This window comes from Halococcus salsus (genome assembly GCF_009900715.1).
GTDB lineage: Archaea > Halobacteriota > Halobacteria > Halobacteriales > Halococcaceae > Halococcus > Halococcus salsus.
Map to the genome: position 1 here is coordinate 3,646 of NZ_JAAAJC010000012.1, position 24,151 is coordinate 27,796.

Genomic DNA, 24,151 nt, shown 5'->3' on the forward strand with positions numbered 1-24,151 from the left:
TCATGCTACTCTCAGATCTGCTCAAGGGGAGTTTTGACACCGCTACGCTTGAATGTTGGCAGCGTGAGCGAACGGCGAACGCCCTAACGGGCGTTCGCCGTTCGTCTCCATGCTGCAGGTCTTTCACGTCGGGAGACAGAAGCGATTTTTCGCCATAGATCGCTCGTTTCAGGCGATCTGGCAGTGGGTACATCGCCTCTCTGACAGCCTGCCAGACCCGCCGAAGGCGAAGCCGAGGCGGGTCGCGGTCGACGAGACGACTGTCAAAATCAATGGCAAACAGTCGTGGTTGTATGCTGCAATAGACCTCGACACAAAACTGATTTTGGATATCGCTCTGTTCAGCCGACATGGCACCGATTCGGCAGCTGCGTTTCTTCATGCAATCACCGAGAAACACGATTGCTCAGAAGCAGTGTTTCTCACAGATGCTTTCGGCTAACGGACTGCCATCTTTCGATTAGGACTCAACGGTCGGGTCGATTACACCGACCGAAACCAAATCGAAAAGTGGTTTCACACGTTCAAGATGCGAGTCGACCGTTTCCACCATTCGTGGGTGGGCAGTCGGCTGAGCGTCCGCCAGTGGCTTGCAGTGTTTGTTCATTACTACAATTATCAGCGACTGCATCAGGCGTTGAATGATCGAACGCCAGCGAGGTTATCTAGACAGTGTTAATTCGTGCAAAAACCGTGGAGCAGGGATGTAATGGCGGTAGTATCGTGGGTACGAGAAGTGGTGTTAGTGGCGAGTGGCGAGTTCCTCCACTGTGCAATCTGCAAGCTGAGTGAACCCGACTGTGTCTGGTATCACGTCCACTGTAATACCGCGTTCTTGAATCGCTTGAGCGGTCGGCATCCCAATCGCTCCGATAACCGTCTCCGCAACGCCGCGCTGGAGTGCGGGCACACCGTCTTGCTCAGCGGCAATCTCGCAGAAATGCTCAACTGTCCTTGGTGATGTGAATAGTATTGCATCCAGTTGGCCGTCTGTTGCGAGAGTGACTGAGCTGCCTGCAGCCGTTGGACGATTCAATCGATACAGCTGCGTTTCATGGACATTCGCACCAGCGGCCGTAAGTCCTCGGACCAATACATCGCTGCCGTGTGCACTGCGAGCGATCTCGACAGTTGATCCATTGACCTCAGTAGCGAGTTCGTCGACGAGACCAGCAGACGTGAACGTCGACGGCATAATATCTACTGCCACGCCGGAGTCTCGTAATGTCGAAGCGGTCTGCTGGCCGACGGCGCATACTGTCGCCTCACCAGGATGCCAATCCTGATCAACAGCTATCTCAACCCCGGTCTGGCTCGTGAAGACGCAATAGTCTGCCACTGCTGGTGACTCCCCGGTCGGCCGAACCTTGAGCATGGGATCTGCGACCGGCGAAACTTCATGTGATCGGAGATAGTCAATTGCCGCAGCGATACGATTGTCATCAGGTCGGAGAACAGCTATCGTCGGCTTGCTCATAGTATAGTAGGCAACTAGGTCGGGGATAATCGCTTGGATTCGCTGTCTTCACTAACTGGATGACCAGTGAAGAGTCGGCCCCGTCCCAGCTATGGTGCCGTTTCAGCCACGAATTTCGTGATAATGCGGCTTTCAGCCCGGCGAAGCAATCTACTTGCCGCCGATTTATGAATGTCAAATGATGCTGCCAGTTCAGCGAGCGTACAATTTCGGGGCGTATCGTAGTAGCCGCGCTCGACCGCCGCGGAGATGAACTCCTCTTGATGATCCGTGAGTAGTTCGTTCGAGTCGTACGACTGTGACAACGACAAAATCTGATATGGGATATCAGCCGCCGCCAACTCGTCAATGAACACCGACAACCGTTCGTGTGAATCCGTCAGCTCGACGCTAAAGCGCCCGTTCCGGAGAATAGATGGTTCTTGTGGAAGAATCTCTGATTCGAGGTACACTTCGTATGGCTCTGTTACCGAGGATGTAAGGCGGACGAGCAGCATCGTCTCATCACGATAGACCACCTCATACGAGCCAACCTCGGAGGTATCCGCTAACCGGCGAACGAGTGGCTCTCCATCCGCTGTCAACACTTGCAGTATTGCGAGCAATCCATTGTCTCTGGGCTGGGCCACCAATACTCTGAATTCAGCCTTCGGGAATTCGGTCGAGGCATCGATCAGCCAACTCTCCGCTTCCGTTCCGTCGAATTGTATCTGGAGATGGGGCATATCAGTCCGAATTCGATTGCCCACCCACTTAAAGACAGGAACTTGTTCCTGCGTAGTCCCATTGCGGTCGCCTGTGTAGCATCTTTGTAGTTGCAATGAACTCAGAGAGTCCCAGCGACACTGAAATCAACGGAGAACAATCCCTATGACAGGTTCGTCGTCACCTCCAGCGGGAGGCCCCAACCCCAATTGGAGAACACTCGACCAGATTGCTGACGAGCAAGTACAGACACTCATCGAAAGCCTCGATGGGAACATCATTCGCCCAGATGATCCGGAGTACGACGAAGAACGTCAGGTACACAATGGAGTGATCGACAAACACCCCGCGCCCTTATCGTCCTGTGTAGCGGGGTTGCCGACATCATCACCCTCGTGGATTTCGTTCGTGAGAACAGAGCTCTGGCAACGGTACGTGGTGGTGGTCATCTCGTGACTGGTGGGTCCGTCTGTGAGAATGGGCTCGTCATTGACCTCTCAGCGATGACTGGAGTTCGTGTCGACCCCGACGAACAGATAGCGCACGTCGAACCCGGAGCAACCGTGGGTGAATTGTTCCGCGAGACGCAGGAGTTCGGGCTGGCCACGCCCGCCGGTGGGGCTACCGATACGGGGGTGGCCGGCTCGACACTCGGGGGTGGTATTGGCTACATCCGACGCAAACATGGGCTTGGCATCGACGCTCTCCGCTCGGTCACCATTGTCACCGCTGACGGCCAGTTGCGTACTGCGAGTGAGGAGCAGAATGCAGACCTGTTTTGGGCGATTCGCGGTGGTGGGGCGAGCTTTGGGGTCGTCACGTCCTTTGAGTTCGATCTCTACCCTGTGGGTCCCGAGGTCATGGTCGCATATACTTTCTACCCGATCGAACAGGGTGCGGATACTCTGCGGAGCTTTCGAGAATTCACGGCCGATGCTCCCGAGGAGGCAACGGCGATGATATTCCATACGGTCGTTCCACCAGCTCCGGTGTTCCCCGAGGAACGACACGGCGACCCTGCGTTCGTCGTCATCGGTGTGTACACGGGACCAGTAGAAGCCGGCAAAGAAGTGCTCGCACCGCTTCAGGAGCTCGATAACCCAATCGTGGATCTCAGCGAACCGATGTCGTTCATTGCTCTCCACGAATTGCAAGACGACATCTTCCCAGCCGGACGGAAGTACGATTGGCGGGCGCTATTTGCAGATGAGTTGAGTGATGATCTCATCGAGCGTTTCCTAGAATGGGGGAGCGAGGGGTCGCCATTATCGAGTATTGGGGTGTGGCATCTCGACGGCGCAATGGGGCGTGTGGCCTCCGACGAGACGGCATTTCCGTGGCGTGATTCGTCGTTCATGATAAGTATCGAAGCAGCCTGGGAAGACTCGGACCCGGAAACGGCACAGGAAACCACCGCATGGGCGCGTCAGGCGCGCAAGGATCTCGTAAAAGTGGATGCGTCACAGGATAGCCTCTACGTCGGATGGGCCAATGCCGATAAAACGGGCGAAGAACTATCACGAGCGGCATACGGTGAGAACTACGACCGCCTCGTCGAAATAAAGAACAAGTACGATCCAGCGGGGCTGTTTCGGCTCGACCAACACCTCGATCTCACGAATGGATAGTGGAACGGAGAGCACTATGACTCGAACGTGGTCCGAATCGGCCAACTGCGTTCGAATCGAGACAATTCCAGCACAGGACACCATCCGATGACAAACAACCGCCGTGACAGGACACGCATAGCTTCTTCGGAGGAGACAGCGGAGCAGCTCCGTGTGATTGGCGTCCATGGGGCAGTCGAACAGCACGCGGGTGCTACCCGCGCACTCAGCGAAGTGCTGACAGGAGCAGAGAACGCAGGGGCAGCGATAGATCTCTTTGATCTCGCCGAGTTGACACTACCACTGTATAATTCGGATCAGCCGGAACCACAGGAGGGGGTCGCCGTTGTGCGCCGGATCGCACGGGCCGATGCCGTGATACTTGCCACCTCGGTTCGGCACGACTCGTACTCGGCCCAACTAAAGACCGCGCTGGAGTATTGTGGCCCCGAGGAGTTCGACAGCAAACCCGTCGGCTTGCTTGGTGTAACTGAGGGATCGGAACCCGCTCTTGCGTTAGAGCATCTCCGAACGGTTTGTACGACACTCAACGCCTGGGTACTCCCAATGCAGGTGTCAATCACTGCGGCAGGGGAGCACGACGAGCTGGCCGTTGACTCCGTGAACGCACTCCGGACGCTGGGACAGCAGATCGTAGACCGGGTATTTCACGAGGCGGAAGGGAGTGGCGAGGACATATGAACCATCCGCAAACTGGCCCGCACTGTGCAATGGCGAGATTCGTCCCAGCGGTCACGATATCGTCACCGGATACTGGAACGTGTCTGGCTGCCCCGCTGCCGACGAGCGACAAGAACAACCACCATGTGTAACATGAAAATCGGACAATGACAGTAGAATCGACCCAGTTCCGGGAGGTAATGGCGAAGTTTGCAACAGGTGTCTCGGTGGTGACGTTCCCCAGTGAGCCTGTCCACGGTCTCACAGTCAATGCACTGTCGAGTCTCTCGCTGGAGCCCCCGCTCGTGCTGATCTGTATCGATCACGGGACGAACACCCACGAGCTGTTGGCAAGCGGCGACATCGATGGCTACTGTGTCAACGTGCTCAGTCGAGACCAACGCCACCTCGGGGAGTATTTCGCGGGGATGACCGATCTCGATGAGAGTCCGTTCGAGACCGAACGGACACAGACGGCAGAGACGGGCGCACCCGTCTTCGAGGACGCGCTTGCCTACCTCGACTGCTCGCTCCAGTCGGCCTATCCCGAGGGCGACCACACGATCTACGTAGGGGCAGTCGAGACCGCCGACGTCCTGCGGCCGGACGCTACTCCACTCACATTCTACCGAGGCAATTGGGGGACGATTCACTCCGATGAGTAATATCACGATGCGTTCGGCGAAGCTCCAGGAGTAGCCGGGCTCGCGCTCGTCTCCAACCATGTCTATCAGTGGAACGATTACAGTCACCAACAGGCGACTCGGAACCGGCGTTCAATCTCCAGTGGAATTCGTTGTACGATCTTTCTGACCGATCTATTGACGAGACCCACGACGGCCAAGTCCGGTTTTCGCTCCGCTATACCGGGACGGCGACGGATGATCCGACCATCAAGATCCTGATCGCCGATCTCTCTATCGATCCAGACCTTCCCGATTCACGGGCCACGTGGCATCGGAACTACACACCGCTCGCTCCGTGGATCAGAGCGCACGTCCTCAAACTGGCGATGGGCTGGAACGGCGAGAAACAGCTTGCTGACCACCTCGAAGCGAACCCAGAGCTAACGAGAGCATACGGATTCATCGACACGTTTCTGACAGAGGAATCGGAGCGGATACAGCCACAACCACCAACGCAGTCCCGGCTCTGGGAGATATGGAACGAGGAGCTCAGCGATGACCTTCGGAACATCTGCCTTGACGTAGCGACTGCACTCGTCGAACTAGCTCGTGAGGAGGGTATCCCCGCTCCGGACGATGTCTTTCAGCCCGACGACAAACAGAACATCTCGGAGCGGTCGGAAACACAGCTCATCACCGACACAACCAAGCAGGTGTGGCAGCATGCGAAGCCGTTCGTCACCGAGGAACTCTTCCTCAAACGCGGGGACAACGCTCAAATCCACGAGAACGCGTTCTGGGAGCAACACGCGTTCATGGGCGTTCGCAAGAACATGTACGCCGAGAGCGGCGCGGACAGTTTCTATGTTGACTCGACCCGCGAGGATACCCCCTCTGGGTTATCCCATCGGTGGCAGATTCGCAAGTTGAGCATCGAGGAAATGCGTCGCCAGCACCGGCGAATCACGAAACGCCTCATCGAACGCGCTCGGCACGACGGCGAACTCGTCGGGAAGCTGTGGGCAGCCATCGACGTGTCGAAAGGTGCGCCGTTCACCGGTGAAATGGACACTAATGACGAGGGCAACGTCGTCGAACCGTACATCCTCGGCCATCGAGACGGCAACTACTACCACAAGTGGGCGAGCATTCAGATCGTCGGCCACGACATTCCACTCGTGCTCGACGCGCTTCCGAAAAAGCGCGGCATGTCGAAAGACGAGATCGTTGATGAGTTGCTTGACCACGCGACCGAGATGGTCGACGACATCGAACTCGTGATAATGGACCGCGAGTTCGACAGCGATCCGGTCAAGGACACTTGCGAAGAGCACGGGGTGTACTTCCTCAATCCGAAGCGGAAGTTCGCCGACCAGAACGACACCATCGAGGTGATGAAACAAAACGACGCAACCGTCAGAATCGTCGAAGAGTCGTCTGAGGACCAACCGATTCGGAAGAACCTGTTCCTGCCTTCAACGAGGGAGACGCCAGAAGACGAGGACACGGAAAGCGAGGCGGGAGACGACCACGATAAGAGGCCGAATCACCGGCAGGAGATGCGTGATGACCTTGGACTTACCGAAGACGACATCGACGGGGATGCATCCCCGCTGGGACGGCTTCTCGGAGAAATTCGTGGCGATGAGCCACTGGAGACGGAGGACGCCGATGGTGACGGCACGGGATTCGTGGTGTTCCAGACCAACCACCCGTTTGTCTCGGCTCGTGATGATGACGGCGAACCCTATACGGAACGCGAGCAGACCCACATGATAGCGCGTCTGATTCGGTGGTACCGCCATCGGTGGGGTATCGAGAACGGGTATAAGAAAATCAAGACGTTCATGGTGCGGACGACGTCGACGTGCCCGCGATATCGCTTTTTCAATTTCATGTTCGCGTGCGTGCTCTATAATGTCTGGCGACTAGTCGATTTGCTCGTCAAACTTTCGCTGGAGGTGCATCCCGACTACGCACCACGCGTCGATGCCAACCAGTTCGTGACGATAGCGAAGCAGTACTACGGTCTCGATCCACCCGACTGACGCTGAATTCTCTCCAGGATCGCGCCTGCTGAGCAGCGGCTCTCTCAATTCTCGATTATTCCAGCATCATAATATCAGTTTAGAATAAATAATAGAAATTAGGATTTTGGGATTCGTCCTGACGGGCGCAAAATCGGGCCGGAAACAGCCGATTCCGAGCGATCATCTGGCTACCTGCTTGCCATCTGCGCGCCGCGCCGCCATATATTTGCATTTTCAAAATTCATATTGCGAGCGCGCGTACAGTCACTCATGACTGACTTCGACCCGGACCCAGCTGGTGAGCAGACCGATGAGCTACGGCAACGCTGGTCCAGCAACACGGATACCTTCGGGCGTGTCTACGATGTTCTCGTTGGAATCACGAGACCAACCTCCTATCGTGAGATCGCTGATATCGCGGACTGCTCGCCGAACGCAGCGAAAAAGCACCTAGACCAGAAGGCGGCTAGGTCGATTCGTCATGCACAGCCACCGACGAAATCAACTCAAAATTGATTTTACTATCTACTGTGCATGAGAAGTCCACTTGCCTGACTTCAGAGAAGAGTATCTAATCCTTACCCGAGAAAGGTTACAATGCGTCGTGTGCCAGCACCGATAACAAATGCAACAGCCCCGACACCAAGTAAAACTACAGTGAGAGAGAGATAGAACCCTCCACCCGGAAATCCTGTAAATGGGGACAGAATGGCGCTGAGGCCCCGTGTGAGCACTGCGGTGATAACGTGTGCGAGTACCACAGCAAGCGCGATCCCAGCTGTATTCAGTGCACTCACGAAAAGCCCATCGTTGAGGTAAGCATTGACCACTGCCCCACCAACTGCGATCAACACTGGCACGTACACGAGTTGCCAGAGGAACGGGACCGCATCAATCGACGCCACACCGTAGAACGCAAGACTACCGAAGCAAACAGCGGCCGCGAGGCTGAGAAATTGGCGAGAGCGATGCCGGTCACGACCGAAGAGTATCGAGGAATCTTTGACACTCATATCAGTTCAATTAACCTCCTCGCTAAAATATCCACCTCTTATTACCTCAAGTCAGGCAGGTAGTTTGCTCATGAATAGCTTGTCTCAAAATCTGATGTCGGCTAGCTAGATTTGTCATACACAGAGGTCTGCGGAATTTATTCTGACGGCATTGGTTTCGATTCTAGTCATGCTTGAGCAGTCTACTTGCCTGACTTCAGGAAGTTAGCGATGATTCCAAAGTGGATGTCCTGTGCCAGGAAGTTGAATGATTGACCAGGAAATTAAGGAGTTGACGGTATTCTCACCGCCGTGTTCGTTTTGAAATGCAGCTAGAACAGCGTTGAAACGGGGAATTATGGTTCCGAATTTGACAGTTGATTCAGCTTTCTGAGTGCTGGGGTTGTCTGAGGGAATGATTTCTCAAAATCAGCCGCATCTGTATCTCAGTTGCCTCCATCTGTTCTAATATAAATTGGTATAATCCAAAAGGTGGATGTAGTCTTTAGACCTATCGTTGGTCTATGACAGTCAGTTCAGGGCAAGTAGGGCCATCGGTTGGCGAGAACCTTCGGATGCTCCTCGCTAGAGAGAGTGGGTCGGTGATTGCAGTGGGATTCGATGAAGAGTCGGCACGCGAACTCGTCGAGACACTCGCCAGCATTGAGGACTCACCGAGAGTGCGTTTGCTCGTGAGGGAGGAAGTACTGAGATGGCTGCGCGATGACTTCGTGGTGGCGAGCACGGCGGCGGAGCTGATCGAAACGGAGACGCTTGAACTGCGGGCGGCCACTGAGCGATTGACGAACACCCTGCTGGTGACCGAGGAGACAGTTGTATCGCTTCTCGCGCTGAATGACGGATATAGTGCTGCTTTAGCCACTAATGACGAGGAGTTCGTTGAGGCGGCTCGCGAGCGCCGGAATGACCTCTGGAAGGATGGTGAAGCGTTCGATTTACGGACGCCAGCGCGTTCGCGAGTGTTGGATTCACTGGCTGAAGCGTTCGGTTCGGAGGTGGAAACGGGCTTCCGAGCGATACTGGGAGCGGTTGGGAGTACGCGTGATGAGACGATTCTCGATGAGGTGGGCGTGAGTTTGTTAGTAGCAGCGAGACACGAAGAACTGCTGTACGAGATTTCGAAGTGGGGGGAGGATTCAGGAGTGGGAAGCAAGGCGACGTTCTCGCGGATGAAAAACACGCTTGAAGATCACGGATTGATAGAGACGGAGAAAGTGCCGATCGACATTGGGCGACCCCGATTACGTTTGCTGGTGGGCGATGAGCGCCTGCGTGAGGCTGATACTGAGGAGATACCGAGCGTGGTTCGGGAACTGATTTCGATGGCTCCGGCATAAGGTGAATGCCTGAGCCTGGTGCGGCCACGACGACAGGACTCCCGATCGCACTTCTGCATTCCCACAAGCGTGCCGAACCGACCAGTATCACCGCTATCGAGGCGCTGGTGGGGACCGAGGTTACACACCCTAGCGCCCCTCCAGAGCGTGTACGTTTGCCATCTTTTCATCGCTTCAGCTATAGCAGGATCTGAGAGTGGGGTGATTATACCGCGATGGCTAGGTGGTCGCAACGAATTTGCGTCCGACTGGTGAAAGACGCCTATGAACGTCGCGTTCTGTATCTACGAGGGAATGACAGCGCTGGATTTCGTCGGCGCATACGACCCGATCACCCGCCTCGATCGGATGGAGTTCATGTCCATCAGTTGGGATATCTGCGCTCAAACAGAGACAGTGAGTGCGAACCGGTTGGAATTCACTGTGGATCGCGTGGAGCCGGATCTCGGTGACTATGACCTCATCTTCATTCCCGGTGGATACGCGACTCGCGATCTCCGCCACGAGAGACGTTCCTCAAGTGGCTTCGAACAGCCGCAAGCTGTACGTATCTGACTTCGGTCTGCACGGGCTCTCTGTTACTCGGTGCGGCAGGCTTCCTTCAGGGACGGCGGGCAACCACCCACCCAAGCGAGCTCGATACGCTCGCGGAATACGCAGAAGTCGTCGACAACCGCGTTGTACGAGACGGGAACGTCATCACGGGACGAGGCGTCTCCGCGGCTGTCGATCTCGGATTGTATGTAGTCGAAATGTTATCTGACGTCGAGACTCGCGAGGCTATTGCGAAGCAGATGGATTATCCCTACGGAGAGGCCGTGTTCAACGACGAGTAACCGTCTCTGTGTTCCGTCCCCCTCACAGGAGCTGAAAGGCTCTACATGCTTTTCAGAGTCGTAGTCATGGACTCAATCCATGGTTGATCTATGACTTTCAGTAGCAGTATCCGCCCACCAGTCGAGCTGGTCCGCCGGCTGTTCGGTCATCGACTGTTGTTACGTGGCGGATTCCGACTTGGAGGATGGCGTGACAGACACCCTGGCGAGCGCGAACACGATTGCTCCGCCCGCTAGCAAGATCCCGACCCCGACAAACGTCGTTCCTAGGCCCAGAGTATCGCGTACTGGCTGGACCACTAGCGGTGAGAGAAACTGCCCGAGGAAGAACGCACTCGTCAAGGCACTGAGCGCCCGTCCGCGAACGGACTCCGGCGTGACCGCTGCAATCCACGCGTTGAGGTTCGTCAAGAGAAATCCACCTGCCTGAAATCAGCTGGACATGGGGAATCCACCTTCTCAACATCAGGCTTCAAAAATTCAGTCTGAGAGGATTGGTAGCGAACTAAATTGAGAGGTACTGACAGACGCTTCCGAGAGTTATGATGAGCAGGAAACGTAGATGCTCCCGCTGATATCAGCTTTGATTTCGACACCCGAAGTCCCTGGCCATCACCGATTGTCGAGTGGTTGAGCGACTCGAACCAGTGTTGATCGTCGTCAAAATACGGAAGGCCGAATCTGGCAGAATTGCTGTGGTTAGTCGTCCGTTGCCGAGTATCCTGCCCTATCAGGATTCTTGACATCGACGCTCCCGGTGAATTCGGTGTAGGGGTACGGCATGCCGATACCTTCGGTATCGAAGCGTTTCTTGACCGCCTCGGTGAACGCGGCGGCCGTCGGTGCGTAGCCAGTACGGTTCGGGTCGATCCATACCCGCCCTGAAAGCACGACTGCGGAGTCGCCCAGACTCGTCACCGGCGCGGCGGGTTCGGGTTCGGTAAGTGTACCATCGAGTTTCCGCGCCTCGTCGAGAATTGCCGCACGCGCGTCTTCGATGTCGTCATCATACTCGATACCGAAGTCGACGCCGACCCTGAGCCGGTCGTTCCCTGTGGGGTTGGTCACGACAGCGTTGGCGAGGTCGCTGTTTGGCACCGTGACTTCCTCGTTGTCGAACGTATCAAGTTTCGTGACTCGGAGTTGGATTTCTCTGACGATGCCGACGTTGCCGTCCCACTCGATCCAGTCGCCGACCTTGAATGGCTCGTCCTGGACGATGAAGATTCCTGCAACGAAGTTCGAGATGATGTCCTGTGCAGCGAACCCGACCGCGAGCGCGAGCGCGCCAGCGAGCGTCGCAAACGCCGCGAGCACGACGCCAGCGCCCGCGATGGTGGCTGCGATCACAATCGCAAGCACAGCCGTGCTGGCGACCACGGTGCTCACGAGCAATCCTGCAATCGTCTCGTCGACATCGCGGCTGTCGAGCGCGACGTTCAACATCCGGACCACGATGGCCTTGCCGACGTAGTAGATGATGACGAACGAGACGACGAACAGCACGATCGTCACGGCGGCGTTGACGAGTGCCGGTCCGTACTGGTTGAGCAATGACTGTGGGTCGAGTGAAAACCCTTGCTGGAGTGGTATCATAGAACCTGCCCGAGTAGATAGACGAGATGATAATCAATGTCACGATTAATGTGTGATATCTTGGAAAAATGTCGGCAAATGGAACAGGTGGATAATATCTTCGAATCGCTCACCGAAAGCGAATTCCTCGAAGGGGAGACTCTCTGGCCGAAAAGACCAATGGTGAGGGGCACTATCGTGCAACCGATATCATGGATGGTAGATCGTATAATACAATGAAAAGAAATGGCAACAGACTTCTCTGTTGTGACCAGGACAACAGCCTGTCTCTTGCCAGAACCACTAGCGATGGAGGCCTGGTTCCGATGGGCACGACCCAGTGTCAGAGTTGCGGGAACGATCAGTTTGTGCAGGTTACTCTCCACGATGATCCTCTCATATGCCTGAATGCCAGAACTGCGAGGCGTTCGTCACTGATCAGTATGCCTAGATGTTCGCATCTCCTAGAATGGGAACGAACCAGTACGCGCCTGTCCGAACCGTCCAGGGAAAGTCCGCGATGGGGCCGACGTCTGCGATGCCCGATCACCGCGACACTGATGAACGACTCCGTGACAGGCTCCACCGCAATACCGCTTGGTAGTCGGAAGACGGTGTTCAGAGATACACTACTGTCGAAAGAGAACGCCCCGGTAACACGCACACGTTTTGCACACAGATCAGTAGTTGAAAGCACGCACCAAAACTGGAACTGATTCCGACCCACTCAGTGCAGATTATCAACGAGAACCAGATCGGTGACCGACTACCTTCTGAGAAGTGACGTTTTCAGTATATGAAATGCCGAAACAAATGACGGGACTCGAAAAACAGTGGTGGCTGGCGAGTCCTGCAACTCACCGTTCAGCTACCACGAGAAGGAAGCGCCGCGTCAGTCGTACTCGACATCCGGGAATTCTACGTCCAGACTCAGACCGCTGAGCACGCGCCGGTCCAGTTCGTCCAAGTACGTGTTCTGCTTGACCACGATCTCGTCGTCATCGCGGGCCGGACTCTGGTCCGAGACAGCGGTATTCAGCATTACCCACCCGTTGTAGAGCAGGTTCTCCATCATCCAGAGGAATCGCCGGTAGCCGAGGTCTCGGGACCGCGTTTTCGCTGCGAACTGCGCTTTTTTGTCACGAAACGCCGTCTCGATACCCCAGCGATCCCGATAAAGCCGACCGATTCCCCACGCCGTCCCTGTGGGGTCGTGCGCGATGGGATTGTCGTCCGGGTCGACTCCCGCTCTCTCGACGGTTTTGCTCGTGATGATGCAGAAGTAGTCGATGTCCTCGTTATCCTTGTGGGTCTCTTCGATGGCCTGGTCCAACGTCAACTGCTGGTCGTCGACGTTCCCGGACTTATCCGTGTCGAAGTCCGCGAGCGTCGTGTCCGGTTCGTCATCTTCGTCCTCGCCGTTCTTCTTGTGGTCGGGGACACTCTTGAAGTCCTTTTCCAGACCGACGAGCGTGGTGTCGTGGGTTTTCTCCCGGCCGCTACTGATGAGCGTCCAGTCGTTGTCCCAGTCTGCACGGCCCTCGAAATCCTCGACCGTGTCCTTCACCGAGTCGGTCGCACCCTTCCGAAGCGCGAAATCACACCCGCAGTGGCGGATATACCGGCATATCTTCGTGTCCACGAACTCGGCGTCGGCCATCACAGTTTCGATGCTCACCAACTCCTGAGCGCGGTCGAGGATGTAGCGGACACCCTGGAACTGGTCGTTCGTCGGGAGGTAGGACAGCGACGCGATGATGAACGCCCGTCCGTTGATCTTGATGGTCCCTTGGAGTTCCTTCCAAGCATAGCCGGTTTCGAGGTGTGACTGTTTGTGGACGCCAATCGGCGGGTCGCTCTTCGTCGAAGAGTGCTTGCTGTAGTTGTGGGTCGTGTAGTCGATGCGAAGGTTAAACGTGTCGTCTTTGCCGATCACGTCATCGTCTTTCAGCCATTCCAGCTGGCGCTCGATGCCTTCCTCGGTCCGTCGGTGCCAGATGGCGGTGTCGCCGTCGGGGTTGTGTGGATCGATGGTCCACGCCTCTTCGAGACCGTCGCGGAGATCACCTCGAACTGTGTTTGGGTCCACGAGGTCGTGCGCCGGAAGCCACCGCGCGCCGTAGGCATCCTCGTTGTCCCAGTCGTAACCGTCGATTTTCTTCCGTTCGGTGTTTCTGACCGTTCTGCGGAACGTTTGTGGTGTGAAGACGTTCCACTCCTCGGTGCCATCGTCGTGCGCCTCGATGAGACCGTAGTCCTTGCCCATCCGCCCGATACCCTGCTCGGCGTACTCGTTGCGGCGGCACATATGGGCCGCCGCGTCGGTGATGAGGTCGCCGTCCCATTCGAAGGAGTCGTCGCGGTCGTACGAGCAGAGGTCGCGGATGATGTCGGCCTGAATGGTGTAGGCGTCATCCTTGATTTCCTGTTCCATCTCGCCAATCGGATCGACGGCCGGTTTTTCGTCCGCGGTGTGGTCGGCGATAAGGTTCTCTCGAATGCCCTCGGCAGTCTCCAGCTCGTAGTTTTCGGCTCTGACCGCACACTCCGCTGCCAGATACCGGACGTGGCGCTGGAACGCGGGACGAACGCGCGTCAGCCACTGCTCCCGAAGCGTCTTCTCGCCCGGCGTCTCGTTGGGGTCGAATCCGAGGCTGGCGGCGAGTTCAACGTCGGTGTCGAGACGGTCGGCCAACTGCTCCCAGCTGACGACCGAGTAGCCGTCGGAGGGTGCGATGAGGCGGTAGATCCACGCACAGACGACGGGCCTGAAGTCGTATGTGGAGTGGGGTTTGAGGTCGTCTTCGGAAGCGGCGTCGATTACCAGCGGGTTGATCACGTCGGCTACGTTGTCGAAGTCGTCAGCGACTTCTCGCCGAGCAGCTTCACGTAAACCGTTAATAGAAGTCAGATCAAGCTCTTCGAGAGGGGTGTCACGAGCACCCTCGATTGGTTGGGGAACCGTATTCAGTGAGACTTGATCGGCAGGAGCGTAGAGGTGGTCAGAATCAGAGGCAACATCAGATTTGATGCTGGCAACGATCTCGTCCTCAATCTTCTCGCGGTTTGCCACGTGTATGTGGTTAGTAGTCTTTCATAACTTAAAATAATTTCCGTCAAAGTTTAGATAGAACAAGTCCGAACATGGGATTACACGCCATCTCAGAGGCTTCTGAATAGACACTGCCACCAATTCGTCGAATCGGTATTGTTATTTGACGGCCGGTACGACTTCAGCGAGATGGGAATTCTTGAAGACAAATCTAACGCCCAGTTCTTTTACAAGTATCTCTCAAAAGTATACGACCAAGTCAACCGGATAAATTGGACTGAAGAGATGCGGTCGGAAGCGTTGGGGTGGCTGGAGTTTGACGACAATGATAAAGTGCTTGACGTGGGATGCGGGACTGGATTCGGGACTGCCGGGTTGTTAGAACACGCTGATAATATTCATGCTCTCGATCAGAGCATTCATCAGATGGAGAAAGCGTTTGAAAAGTTCAGCAAGCAAGATCAAGTAACATTCCATATGGGTGACGCCGAACGCCTCCCCTTCATGGACAACACTTTCGATATTGTCTGGTCTTCCGGGTCTATCGAATACTGGCCAAACCCAATTCAGGGTCTTAAAGAGATCCGTCGTGTTACCAAACCGGGCGGTCAAATACTTATTGTCGGTCCTGATTACCCCTCCAACCCTATCCTCCAACGTGCCGCCGACGCCATTATGCTGTTCTATGACAAGGACGAAGCCGACTATATGTTCACCGAGGCAGGTTATGTTGACTTCCACCACTACATCCAACAAGCTTCATCTCTAAGCCCGAGAGCGATTACGACCGTCGCACATGTCACTGGAAATAACGTGTAATAGAATCCGCCTCATAGCTTGAACATCTCACGACTAGGGTCGTCGCCCTGCTCGAAGTTGGTGATTGCAACGACGATCCGGAGACACAGCGCAAGGAATACTTGTGTTCGTGCGTGAACGCGGCCTCGGGCACGTCTGCGCCGGGCCGCAGTCCTTGACCGCGTCGTTGGTTCTTCGACTCCTGTGCGTCGGTTGTATGTCTCGTCTAAGATGGATTGCTTGAGTTGAACGTCCTTGTTGTGTTCTTCGATACAGTTAGCCTGTTATGCGAATAGGCGGTGTTGTCGTAGGAGCCGGATCGGCTGGTGGCCATACCACTGTTCCGACCTCCACTCTAGTGAATATGATTGTTTCTATCATTAGTGGCCACTGTGCGATACATCTGAACTGATTTCGATACCGTGCAACGGGCTACCGGTACAGAAAAACAGTTCTATAGAACCAACCGTCGATGAGAGTAATCCAGCAGCAACAACCGGAAGAAAGGCTAGAATCTGATAATTTAGGTTGGTTTTGTTATTTAGAATGTAAATAATTCTATTCACAATAACACGCCAACATTAACCGGTTCCGGATTTGCCCCACTTTCAACTACTGACAGATATATCATGACCTCACAAGCGATCGAACCTATCAGCAACGCGCATGAGCGCGTTGAGCGTGAGCAGGCCCGAACACAGGCTGAAAAGCGTGCATTTCAGCGATTTCATAGTCTTGTTGCCGACATCGAATGCAAACACTCCCAGGACGGGGCGTGGAGGCAACATCAGCAATCAATCCACACACTCTCCGATACGGAACCTGGCGGAACAACGGTCGGACGAATTGAGGATGCCTTTCAGGAGACGCTTCTGGATACTAGCCACTATCACAATGAGTACAACGACGCCTCGATCTACGAAACCATTGCGGCAGAACTCGGGCCAGCTATTAGTCATATCCTCAAGCAGAACAGTTACATCACCTCGGATCTCCAGACGACGATCCTTGGCACTGCAGAGCAGGCGTCTCGCGATCGTAAAGCGTTCTTGATATGGCTCGATCAGGAAGCGACATCGCTCACGGAGGCTGACAACCAGCTGTGCGAGATTACCACTACTGTCTCCAAGTTGGCTGATCCACCGTTTGAAGCACGGTCCGCCGAGGATCTCAGAGCTATCCGTGACCAACTCTACGCGCTTGAACACGACTGCGATATGCTTGCCAATCAACGCCAAGCGTTCCTTAATGAACGACCACCATTGGACAACCTGCATCTCAATGGGAAGGGTTTTAATGAGTACCTCTATTCCTCACAGGACTTCACGTACCCTGTCTTATTAGAAATAACAGCCTGTGTCGAGAGAATACAACGAGTACATGGCAAGATATGTAAACACTTAGTTACTGAATGACATTGAACTAATGTATCTCATCGTGATAAACATTTATGATTGGTCTCCGTGAATTGCCGCTGTCTCGCATGAGCTGGGCGTCAGCGAATGTGTGACATCAGTGATAGCAATGAGGTATCCACATACACTCGGCGATGGTATCGTTCTCCAAACAGCCCCGGACTCACTCCAGCCGTTAGTCAACGGGTTTCTCGAAGCGATCCCGTTGGTGGTTGGCGCGATCGTCATCCTACTGCTCGGATGGATCGTCGGCCGGATCTTTGGCGGCGTTGTCAAGCGCCTCGTCGCAGAGATCGGTCCTGCCCAGTACACTGAGGGAACACCCCTCGAACGTGAGGGCGATGCGGACCAAAGCATCGCACAAGGGGTCGGAAAAATCGTCAAGTACGTCATCTATTTACTCGCAGTTCTCGCCGCGGTCAGTTCCCTTGGGATCGCGATTCCAGGCGGGTTCCTAACGAACATCGCCAACGGTGCGGTGCAGATCATTGTCGCCGGCATTATCCTCGTGGTCGGGTTCGCCATCGGGCGGTTCGTCGGCGACCTCGTCGCTAGCGTTGTTTCCAGGTTCAGGCTCAACGGCTATGTCCGGGACACACCGCTCGCCGATGCCACGGACGCGGTCGGCGGTATTGGTAACGCCGCCGGGAAACTCGTCGAGTTCCTCATCTACTACTTCGCGTTGGTCGCGGCGGTCGACGCGCTGGATTTCCCCGCTCTGTCGGAACCACTAACCGCATTCATCGGTCAGATTCCACTGATTCTCGGTGGGCTCGCTGTCCTCATTGTCGGGATCTACGTAGCCGATCTGCTCGGTGACATGGTGGCGAGCGTCGATGCGAGCCGGGCGGCTGACATCGCGGGTCTGGCTGTGCAACTGTTCGTCTACTACATCGTCGTCGTGTTCGCACTCGACACGGCCGGATTCGACACGTCCGTGCTCACGAGCCTGTTCAACACGGTCATCGTGGCGTTCTTCGGTTCGCTCGGGCTCGCACTTGCCATCGGTGTCGGTGGGATGCTTGCACTCGGTGGGCAGGATTACGTTGCCGAAAACATCGATGACTGGATGGGGAGTGTGCGCAATAGCGCGTCCGATCTCAATGAGGACGCAGAATCTGATTCTGGGCCGGGCGACGGCTTCGAGTCGCCGGGATCAACCGACGACTGACACCACTCCTCTCGCTAAAGGGTTCGAGAAACCAGAGGTCAGCTAGGTGGGTTCGTCCTGCATAGCCACCTGCGAAATTTAGACTACTGATATAGATTCGAGTCCAGTGTGCATGAGAAACCCACCTGCCTGACTTCAGAGATGTATGAGAAATCCATCTGCCTGATTTCAGGTTGAACTGTTTGCAATGACTGAGCTAACGCCGACTGATCTCAATCGAGTCAAATTCAGAGGATTTCGATCTTTGTCTTACAAAGGCTCGAATCCAATATTTATCTGCGGGGATAAGGACGAAGTGATGACGGAAGAAACGACCGAAGACTTCTCCGCAACCAAAGCAGTACAGGCACTCTCAGAGATAGAAGGATACGGCGAAACGCTGACCGCACGCACATTTGGCCTAAACCTCATGGTGTTTGCGCTGGCGATCGCAGCGATCCCGATCTCCTACACAGCAGCCGACCCGTGGCTAACCACCCACGAGAACGGCTCACTCGTGCTCGCCTTCCTCTGGCTTCCATGGATAGCAGGCGCAGTTATCACCACGTCAATACTCTGGTCCACGCACTCAATTACACTTGGTCGGGATCAAAATTCACTCAGCCAAGGTGCCCTGGGAATAGGATTCACCATCCTCTTCTTCGCAATTGCAGCTGGCGTCTCAATTACACTCGGATCTGATGTAACCATATACAGCATCATGGGCATTACAGGTGGCGTCCTCACAGCCGTCATCGGTGTGGTCTTCTATATCTTATACAACGCGAGATGGGTGCTGACACCGATGATAATGGCCGGTGCCATGATACTCCTTGCGAGCATCGCAATTCACCAGGCAGACCTCTCACTTCTCGGGGAAGGATTTGCTCTCGGACTTACCCAGGGAGTTGCGTATTTTGCCACAGGCTGGATAATAACGTATCGAGGGTAAAATGAATCTCCCATCGGATCTCGAACTCATCCATCAACCAACTAGACTCCGAATCATGGGGGTTCTATACAAACACAGAGACGTCTCGTACACCCGCATCCGAAATCACCTGGATCTCACAGATGGGAATCTTGCCTCACACGCAGAAAAACTAGAGGAAGCAGGGTATGTTGAGGATCGACGTGCATGGGCTCAAAATGGCTTCGAAACACGCTACCGTATCACAAAATCCGGCGTTACTGCATTCCAATTGTACCTACAAGAACTAAGCGGATTCGTAGACGAACATGAAACATTCCATCGATCAAACTGAAAAGTCCTAGAGGAGCCAGAAGTCGGCTGACGATGACGGGGATGACAGCCTCTTAGAAGTGTGGAAAGAGATATGCGGCGAGTGGGAGTTCGAGGACGTGGACGGTGAACCAAACGAGTGGATACCGTTCTCGCGACTGCTCGCGGACATCCAGCGTGAAGAGGAAGTCGAAGACCGCAAGCAGAAAGCACAGGAGAGAGAGAGATGGACACCAGTGAAACAACGGTATTCGAGACGAATCATCCCTCTGTCACCGCCAGTAACGCCGACGATTATACTATTTCTGTTTTGGGTATTTGTAGCTACCTCAGCGGTTCCCCAATCTCAGACCGGTAAATCAGCTGGATCTGATGGGAAGTGGTCTGCTGAGATCAGCATTAATGCATGAGCTGACTATAGAACAGAATTTTCAGATGAACTTCTTGGAGCCGCCTCTCAAGAGCAGCGGCGAACGCATCGGATTCGTCAGGAACTATCCGTACTCACCGAGTGACTGGTTCCAGTAGTTGCGGATCAATCGGAACGTCCGCGGCATTCCGCCGCGGACTGGATACTGGCGTCGGTAGTAGTCGGGAAGGATGTACGCGAGAAGCCGTCATAACCTCTCCGAGACGAAATTCCTCGTGGACGGTATGGGATATCTGACTGCCCTCGCAGAAACCGATCCGGGCGGTCACCTCGACTACGTTACGCGAAATCTGATCGAAAAGTGGTTCCAGACACTGAAAATGCGCGTCTGGCGCTCCCATAACACGTGGATGGGCGGCAGAGCCAGTGCGCAGCGCTGGCTCGCCGTCTTTGCTTTCTATTACAATCTCCAGCGACCGAATCAAGCACTCGATAACCGCACGCCAGTTGAAGAGGTAACGAACGACTGACTAGACACTACCTGGGTGCAAATTCTATTGGTTTGTTATCAGATCGGTTGAGTGATATTTGAGCAAATGAATAACGCTCATGTATAGTAGTGGTCCATGTCCATCCGAGCGTTGTGAGCGCAATCGAGTGGGGAGTGAATACGGTGCTGAATAGTTCACTTCGCGGTCTCAGGATGCTGGTTGAGCGATTTCGCTGCCAGTGTGGCCGTCTCAGTCGTCGGTTTCCAGCAGCGACGGCGCGAACGACCGCTGGAACTACGACTGGTCGTAGAGCGCCACGACGTGTTCTACGACTTCTTCTTCGACACCGATCGTTCGGCGGTTCGGCCGGACGAGACGGGACCGTTAACGGCGAGCGCGAGGATTGAATCGGCGGTATCGTAGTCAATCCCGAGGTTCTCCTCGTCGGTGCCGAGACCATCGACATCCGGGCTTGCCTTGCGTTCGACAATCCTGTCGGGGACGTCGACGTAGTCGGCGAGCTGTCTGACCTGCTGTTTGTAGAGATGGAGAATCGGCTGACAATCAACGGCAGCATCGCCATGCTTGTCGAAGTGGCCCGTCAGCCACTCGCTCCGGTTGCTCGTGCCGACGAGCACACCACTCGTCGTCATCGCGCTCAACTGTTCGAGCAGGGTCCGGGTTCGAACCGAGGTGACCGTACGCTGGAGCGATTCGATCATCTCACGGAGATCGTCGTCGCCAGTAGCGTCGTTCCGGTCGGGGGCGACGTCGGTGATGGCGTCAACCAGCGGTTCAATTTCTACGATGTTGTAGTCGATACCGAGTTCGTCGGCGGTGCGCTCGGCATCGCTAATAGTCTTATCGTCGCTGACCTCGCTCGGCATTACGAGTCCATAGATGTTCTCGGTGCCGAGCACCTCGTCAGCGAGGTACGCGACGAGGGTGCTGTCGATGCCGCCGGAGAGACCGACGACTGAGTGTCGTATTCGATGGTGTGGCCCATTCGTTCGACCTCGCGTTCGACGTTATCCTCGATGAACGACAGGATTCGGTCGTATTCGGCGTCGAGTTCGTCGTCGGTGAATCGGCGGTCGAGTGGGTCTGCAGCCGTCTCCATGCAGGCGTTGCTGCCATCCCCGACAGGAACGACCGCGAGTTATATCCGTGTGTCCTACCTGACAATTATGTGTTCTTCTTTACGATAGTGACGATATAACGTATGTATCGCTACCGTGTGATAAGCTAGCAAAATTCCGTTCGCGTTCGTTTTTGCGGAAATCAGCTCGTTGCCGACAAAGGCTACAACTGGATAGTGTCGCGGGAGGAACTACGAGAGGAAGGCGTGAGACCTCTGATCAAGCACCGGGTCTTCCGGCCCATCGACTACGCGCACAACCGCGGGTCGACGGCCCTCGATACCGCCAGCGGTCGATGTCCGAGAGCGTGTTCACGATAATCAAGCGCACGCTCGGCAACGCCGTGCGAGCGTAGTTCTGGTATTGTGAGTTCCGTGAGATCGTCCTGATGTTCGCTATTTCGAACATCGAATAACTCTGTGAGCAACTGTGATCACTGTGCTGCCCCCCAATTCAACACGGCAACTCTTTCTGCTCTATTGAAAATGGATGGCAGCGTAGGGATTTGAGGGTTTAGGCAATCATCCTCCGGTATAATCCGCTCCTACTTTGTCTGGATTATACCTGATCGAACGGATCGCGCCGGTCGCTGCCAAACCAGTCTGGGAACTCACGATTCTTTCTGACTCAACTGCGTGACGTCTCTATTCAACGTCAGTGAATCCTGCCGCTGTACCGCATTTTCAATAGAGCAACTCTTTCCACTCTGCTGTTATACCATTTCGAGCTATGTCTCATCGGTAGTTCCCAACACTTGTTGGTGGTTGAATTGTTGTTTGATAGCGCGTGCAGTGTTCGGTCCGATTCCGTATATTTCCTCCAAGTCGGATTTTGACGCTTTCGAAAGCTCCTCTGTCGAACTATATTCCGCAGAAAGCGCAGCACTGATCTCTGGCCCAACGCCTTTCACCTCCTCGACATACCTGCGAAGCTGTTTAGACTCGGGGTCAAGCGCAATGTTGACACGTCGCTCCATCTCCGTCAGTGTGATCCGCCCCTCCGTATACGCTTCACGAGCGGCTTCAACGTCATAGATAGTCGTGTCGTCTGTCCGTTCGGGTGATTCATACTGCAAAATGCCAACAGCAGTGAGTACAACAAGTAAGGCGAGATAGATGATACTCCACCAAGAAGTCCCAGTCGCGTATTGGATGCCGAACCAGACACCACAAAATAAGATCATGACTACATACAATGTATGATACAAAACTCTTGGAATAGCGTCCATTGTCGTCTAGTATGTTCTTCTCGAGAACGGCCTGCTTATAGATGTTGGATATTATGGGGAAATGAGTAGCCTGGTACCCGCTCGATGCTATTAAACAGCAAGTTGGTGAAGGAGAATCAGGGCATTCGCTTGAATCAGATGAACACTCAAAGTAAGAGAGACGCATTACCCGGCCACCTACTGGTTCAACGAGAACCGTGGTAGCTGACCTGCTCATCAAGAGATAGACGAGAAGAATGATAGTAAGGGATATAAACTTTAGATTCAGTTAATCATCAATTGAGCCTGGTGAGTCGAAGTTGTCGTTCGGCGAATCATCGGACTCCTCTGCCAGGTCCGATGCGCTGTCACGGGCGCTCGACATCCACTCGTCGATATTCTCGGCAACGTAGTCCTTGCTCCCCCAGCCGACACCGATGCCGACTGCGAGTGCAAGCGCCACACCGAGTGCGCCGAAGAACGCCACGATCACCGTATTGAAGAGGTTCATCAGCACCGACGTATCGAAGCCGGCAGTATCGAGAGCAAATACGACTACAATATAGTAAACGAACAGCTGAACTGCCAGACCCGCAAAATTCGCCGCGCGGCTCGTGTTGATGTTCGCGACGAACTCGCCGACAATATCCGCGAGATAGATTCCCACGATGAGGATAAGAATACCTGCAATAATTAGCGGAAGCTGGCCTGCGAACGCACTCAATGGTCGTGAAAGGGCTGCGAACTGAAGCGCATCGACCGCTGCGACTAGCGTGAAGTAGTAAATCAATACCGAGACAGCCGTCCCAATTGCACCTCCGACACCGCCTGCCGCCCGCGTGGCGGACGCTAGCGGCGTGTCGCGAACGTAGACTTCGAGTCCGAGGTTGTCGACGATATCCTCGACAACATTACCGACAAACCGACCGATTGCAACACCTGCTATCAGAATAATCGCTGCGACTACAATTTGAAGCCCAGCAGTCGTAATATCCGTAAGGATATCGCCGGGCACTGGGAGATTGACCTGCGCAAGAGCCAACATGAATGCGAAGAAGTAGATGATGTACTTCACGAGGCTCCCGAACGCCTGTGCGATATCGCGATCAACGCCTCCTGGTTGAGCGAGTGGGGTTCCTTGCGTGTACTGCGACGGATTGATGCGCTCGACGACACGCTTGGCGACTCCACCTAAGACTCGACCAAGAATTATCCCCACAAGGAGGATGAGCAGTGCAGCGATTATCCCTAAGATCGCAGGGACGATATTCGTGATCGTCTCTTGGAGGTATTGCGGTACTTGCACCTGGAGTGGAATCATGTTTAGTGTCACTTGTATCACCATTTCGCACCTGTCACTTTCCGTGAGAGGTGCCATGTTCCCCAACAGATGCCCACC

Annotated in this window: 23 protein-coding genes and 5 pseudogenes; 19 read left to right on the plus strand and 9 right to left on the minus strand. The window is 54.8% G+C overall.

What is annotated here, in order from left to right:
* The first annotated feature begins 2 nt into the window (after window positions 1–2).
* Window positions 3–679, plus strand: a pseudogene (locus GT355_RS16195) (IS6 family transposase).
* 63 nt (window positions 680–742) lie between these two features.
* On the opposite strand, the gene GT355_RS16200 reads toward GT355_RS16195, so the two are convergent.
* Both GT355_RS16200 and GT355_RS16205 read right to left on the minus strand, forming a co-directional pair.
* A complete protein-coding gene (locus GT355_RS16200; RefSeq protein ID WP_160135587.1) occupies window positions 743–1,477 on the minus strand; it encodes a uroporphyrinogen-III synthase in 735 nt (244 codons plus the stop codon).
* 89 nt (window positions 1,478–1,566) lie between these two features.
* Window positions 1,567–2,202 (minus strand): helix-turn-helix domain-containing protein, encoded by a 636-nt coding sequence (locus GT355_RS16205; RefSeq protein WP_160135588.1) that lies wholly within the window; start codon window positions 2,200–2,202, stop codon window positions 1,567–1,569.
* Between the two features lie 342 nt (window positions 2,203–2,544).
* Here GT355_RS16205 and GT355_RS16210 point away from each other — a divergent pair, with 342 nt between their 5' ends.
* The 5 genes from GT355_RS16210 to GT355_RS16230 all read left to right on the plus strand — a co-directional run bounded on the left by GT355_RS16210 (window position 2,545) and on the right by GT355_RS16230 (window position 7,642).
* On the plus strand, window positions 2,545–3,810 hold the full coding sequence (locus GT355_RS16210) for an FAD-binding oxidoreductase (protein ID WP_275690162.1): 1,266 nt from the start codon (window positions 2,545–2,547) through the stop codon (window positions 3,808–3,810).
* Window positions 3,811–3,897: 87 nt separating this feature from the next.
* Window positions 3,898–4,491, plus strand: a complete 594-nt coding sequence (locus tag GT355_RS16215; protein WP_160135590.1) for an NADPH-dependent FMN reductase — start codon at window positions 3,898–3,900, stop codon at window positions 4,489–4,491.
* A 146-nt stretch (window positions 4,492–4,637) separates the two neighbouring features.
* Window positions 4,638–5,135, plus strand: a complete 498-nt coding sequence (locus GT355_RS16220; RefSeq protein WP_160135591.1) for a flavin reductase family protein — start codon at window positions 4,638–4,640, stop codon at window positions 5,133–5,135.
* A 68-nt stretch (window positions 5,136–5,203) separates the two neighbouring features.
* Window positions 5,204–7,144, plus strand: a complete 1,941-nt coding sequence (locus GT355_RS16225; RefSeq protein ID WP_160135592.1) for a transposase — start codon at window positions 5,204–5,206, stop codon at window positions 7,142–7,144.
* A 252-nt stretch (window positions 7,145–7,396) separates the two neighbouring features.
* Window positions 7,397–7,642: a hypothetical protein gene (locus GT355_RS16230; protein WP_192928038.1), complete on the plus strand. Its 246-nt coding sequence runs from the start codon at window positions 7,397–7,399 to the stop codon at window positions 7,640–7,642.
* A gap of 62 nt (window positions 7,643–7,704) precedes the next feature.
* Here GT355_RS16230 and GT355_RS16235 read toward each other — a convergent pair whose 3' ends face one another.
* Window positions 7,705–8,139 (minus strand): hypothetical protein, encoded by a 435-nt coding sequence (locus tag GT355_RS16235; RefSeq protein WP_160135593.1) that lies wholly within the window; start codon window positions 8,137–8,139, stop codon window positions 7,705–7,707.
* 503 nt (window positions 8,140–8,642) lie between these two features.
* Between GT355_RS16235 and tbsP the strand changes: the two genes are divergently transcribed.
* The 3 genes from tbsP to GT355_RS18360 all read left to right on the plus strand — a co-directional run bounded on the left by tbsP (window position 8,643) and on the right by GT355_RS18360 (window position 10,312).
* Window positions 8,643–9,476 (plus strand): transcriptional regulator TbsP, encoded by an 834-nt coding sequence (gene tbsP / locus GT355_RS16240; protein WP_160135594.1) that lies wholly within the window; start codon window positions 8,643–8,645, stop codon window positions 9,474–9,476.
* Window positions 9,477–9,740: 264 nt separating this feature from the next.
* Window positions 9,741–10,031: a type 1 glutamine amidotransferase family protein gene (locus GT355_RS18355; protein WP_240145851.1), complete on the plus strand. Its 291-nt coding sequence runs from the start codon at window positions 9,741–9,743 to the stop codon at window positions 10,029–10,031.
* Between the two features lie 20 nt (window positions 10,032–10,051).
* Window positions 10,052–10,312 (plus strand): DJ-1/PfpI family protein, encoded by a 261-nt coding sequence (locus tag GT355_RS18360; RefSeq protein WP_240145857.1) that lies wholly within the window; start codon window positions 10,052–10,054, stop codon window positions 10,310–10,312.
* A 699-nt stretch (window positions 10,313–11,011) separates the two neighbouring features.
* Here the strand turns inward: GT355_RS18360 and GT355_RS16250 are convergent.
* Window positions 11,012–11,908, minus strand: coding sequence for a mechanosensitive ion channel family protein (locus tag GT355_RS16250; protein ID WP_160135595.1), 897 nt, complete (start codon window positions 11,906–11,908; stop codon window positions 11,012–11,014).
* 379 nt (window positions 11,909–12,287) lie between these two features.
* On the opposite strand from GT355_RS16250, the gene GT355_RS18645 reads away from it, so the two are divergent.
* Complete coding sequence (locus GT355_RS18645; protein ID WP_420825981.1) at window positions 12,288–12,338, plus strand: DUF7563 family protein; 51 nt, start codon at window positions 12,288–12,290, stop codon at window positions 12,336–12,338.
* A gap of 441 nt (window positions 12,339–12,779) precedes the next feature.
* Here the strand turns inward: GT355_RS18645 and GT355_RS16255 are convergent, their stop codons facing one another.
* Window positions 12,780–14,960 (minus strand): transposase, encoded by a 2,181-nt coding sequence (locus GT355_RS16255; protein ID WP_160135596.1) that lies wholly within the window; start codon window positions 14,958–14,960, stop codon window positions 12,780–12,782.
* Between the two features lie 168 nt (window positions 14,961–15,128).
* Between GT355_RS16255 and GT355_RS16260 the strand changes: the two genes are divergently transcribed.
* A complete protein-coding gene (locus GT355_RS16260; RefSeq protein ID WP_160135597.1) occupies window positions 15,129–15,758 on the plus strand; it encodes a methyltransferase domain-containing protein in 630 nt (209 codons plus the stop codon).
* Window positions 15,759–15,769: 11 nt separating this feature from the next.
* Here the strand turns inward: GT355_RS16260 and GT355_RS16265 are convergent.
* Window positions 15,770–16,009, minus strand: a pseudogene (locus GT355_RS16265) (IS5/IS1182 family transposase); the annotation flags it as partial.
* Between the two features lie 357 nt (window positions 16,010–16,366).
* Here GT355_RS16265 and GT355_RS16270 point away from each other — a divergent pair.
* The 6 genes and pseudogenes from GT355_RS16270 to GT355_RS16295 all read left to right on the plus strand — a co-directional run.
* Window positions 16,367–17,152, plus strand: a complete 786-nt coding sequence (locus GT355_RS16270; protein WP_160135598.1) for a DUF7260 family protein — start codon at window positions 16,367–16,369, stop codon at window positions 17,150–17,152.
* Window positions 17,153–17,243: 91 nt separating this feature from the next.
* Entirely contained in the window at window positions 17,244–18,323 is a 1,080-nt protein-coding gene (locus GT355_RS16275) for a mechanosensitive ion channel family protein (protein ID WP_240145852.1), read from the plus strand.
* A gap of 298 nt (window positions 18,324–18,621) precedes the next feature.
* Entirely contained in the window at window positions 18,622–19,254 is a 633-nt protein-coding gene (locus GT355_RS16280; RefSeq protein WP_160135599.1) for a hypothetical protein, read from the plus strand.
* Between the two features lies 1 nt (window position 19,255).
* A complete protein-coding gene (locus GT355_RS18650) occupies window positions 19,256–19,567 on the plus strand; it encodes a transcriptional regulator (protein ID WP_160135600.1) in 312 nt (103 codons plus the stop codon).
* A gap of 28 nt (window positions 19,568–19,595) precedes the next feature.
* Window positions 19,596–19,840, plus strand: a pseudogene (locus tag GT355_RS16290) (transposase); the annotation flags it as partial.
* A gap of 320 nt (window positions 19,841–20,160) precedes the next feature.
* Window positions 20,161–20,445 (plus strand): annotated as a pseudogene (locus GT355_RS16295) (hypothetical protein); the annotation flags it as partial.
* Between the two features lie 287 nt (window positions 20,446–20,732).
* On the opposite strand, the gene nadE reads toward GT355_RS16295, so the two are convergent.
* Window positions 20,733–21,395 (minus strand): NAD(+) synthase, encoded by a 663-nt coding sequence (gene nadE, locus GT355_RS16300; RefSeq protein ID WP_160135616.1) that lies wholly within the window; start codon window positions 21,393–21,395, stop codon window positions 20,733–20,735.
* A gap of 8 nt (window positions 21,396–21,403) precedes the next feature.
* Here nadE and GT355_RS16305 point away from each other — a divergent pair, with 8 nt between their 5' ends.
* Window positions 21,404–21,625: a hypothetical protein gene (locus tag GT355_RS16305; RefSeq protein ID WP_160135602.1), complete on the plus strand. Its 222-nt coding sequence runs from the start codon at window positions 21,404–21,406 to the stop codon at window positions 21,623–21,625.
* 66 nt (window positions 21,626–21,691) lie between these two features.
* A pseudogene (locus GT355_RS18365) lies at window positions 21,692–21,960 on the plus strand (IS5/IS1182 family transposase); the annotation flags it as partial.
* Window positions 21,961–22,272: 312 nt separating this feature from the next.
* On the opposite strand, the gene GT355_RS16315 reads toward GT355_RS18365, so the two are convergent.
* Entirely contained in the window at window positions 22,273–22,773 is a 501-nt protein-coding gene (locus GT355_RS16315) for a helix-hairpin-helix domain-containing protein (protein ID WP_240145853.1), read from the minus strand.
* A 268-nt stretch (window positions 22,774–23,041) separates the two neighbouring features.
* Complete coding sequence (locus GT355_RS16320) at window positions 23,042–24,130, minus strand: mechanosensitive ion channel family protein (RefSeq protein ID WP_240145854.1); 1,089 nt, start codon at window positions 24,128–24,130, stop codon at window positions 23,042–23,044.
* Between the last annotated feature and the right edge of the window lie 21 nt (window positions 24,131–24,151).

What these genes read in the sequence shown, in the direction of transcription:
- GT355_RS16230 (WP_192928038.1), top strand. Translation starts at nt 7,397, where the DNA reads ATGACTGACTTCGACCCGGACCCAGCTGGTGAGCAGACCGATGAGCTA.
- GT355_RS16280 (WP_160135599.1), top strand. Translation starts at nt 18,622, where the DNA reads ATGACGGAAGAAACGACCGAAGACTTCTCCGCAACCAAAGCAGTACAG.
- tbsP (WP_160135594.1), top strand. Translation starts at nt 8,643, where the DNA reads ATGACAGTCAGTTCAGGGCAAGTAGGGCCATCGGTTGGCGAGAACCTT.
- GT355_RS16200 (WP_160135587.1), bottom strand. Translation starts at nt 1,477, where the DNA reads ATGAGCAAGCCGACGATAGCTGTTCTCCGACCTGATGACAATCGTATC.
- GT355_RS16315 (WP_240145853.1), bottom strand. Translation starts at nt 22,773, where the DNA reads ATGGACGCTATTCCAAGAGTTTTGTATCATACATTGTATGTAGTCATG.
- GT355_RS16250 (WP_160135595.1), bottom strand. Translation starts at nt 11,908, where the DNA reads ATGATACCACTCCAGCAAGGGTTTTCACTCGACCCACAGTCATTGCTC.
- GT355_RS16270 (WP_160135598.1), top strand. Translation starts at nt 16,367, where the DNA reads ATGACCTCACAAGCGATCGAACCTATCAGCAACGCGCATGAGCGCGTT.
- GT355_RS16235 (WP_160135593.1), bottom strand. Translation starts at nt 8,139, where the DNA reads ATGAGTGTCAAAGATTCCTCGATACTCTTCGGTCGTGACCGGCATCGC.
- GT355_RS16205 (WP_160135588.1), bottom strand. Translation starts at nt 2,202, where the DNA reads ATGCCCCATCTCCAGATACAATTCGACGGAACGGAAGCGGAGAGTTGG.
- GT355_RS16320 (WP_240145854.1), bottom strand. Translation starts at nt 24,130, where the DNA reads ATGGCACCTCTCACGGAAAGTGACAGGTGCGAAATGGTGATACAAGTG.
- GT355_RS16220 (WP_160135591.1), top strand. Translation starts at nt 4,638, where the DNA reads ATGACAGTAGAATCGACCCAGTTCCGGGAGGTAATGGCGAAGTTTGCA.
- GT355_RS18650 (WP_160135600.1), top strand. Translation starts at nt 19,256, where the DNA reads ATGAATCTCCCATCGGATCTCGAACTCATCCATCAACCAACTAGACTC.
- GT355_RS18355 (WP_240145851.1), top strand. Translation starts at nt 9,741, where the DNA reads ATGAACGTCGCGTTCTGTATCTACGAGGGAATGACAGCGCTGGATTTC.
- GT355_RS16215 (WP_160135590.1), top strand. Translation starts at nt 3,898, where the DNA reads ATGACAAACAACCGCCGTGACAGGACACGCATAGCTTCTTCGGAGGAG.
- GT355_RS16260 (WP_160135597.1), top strand. Translation starts at nt 15,129, where the DNA reads ATGGGAATTCTTGAAGACAAATCTAACGCCCAGTTCTTTTACAAGTAT.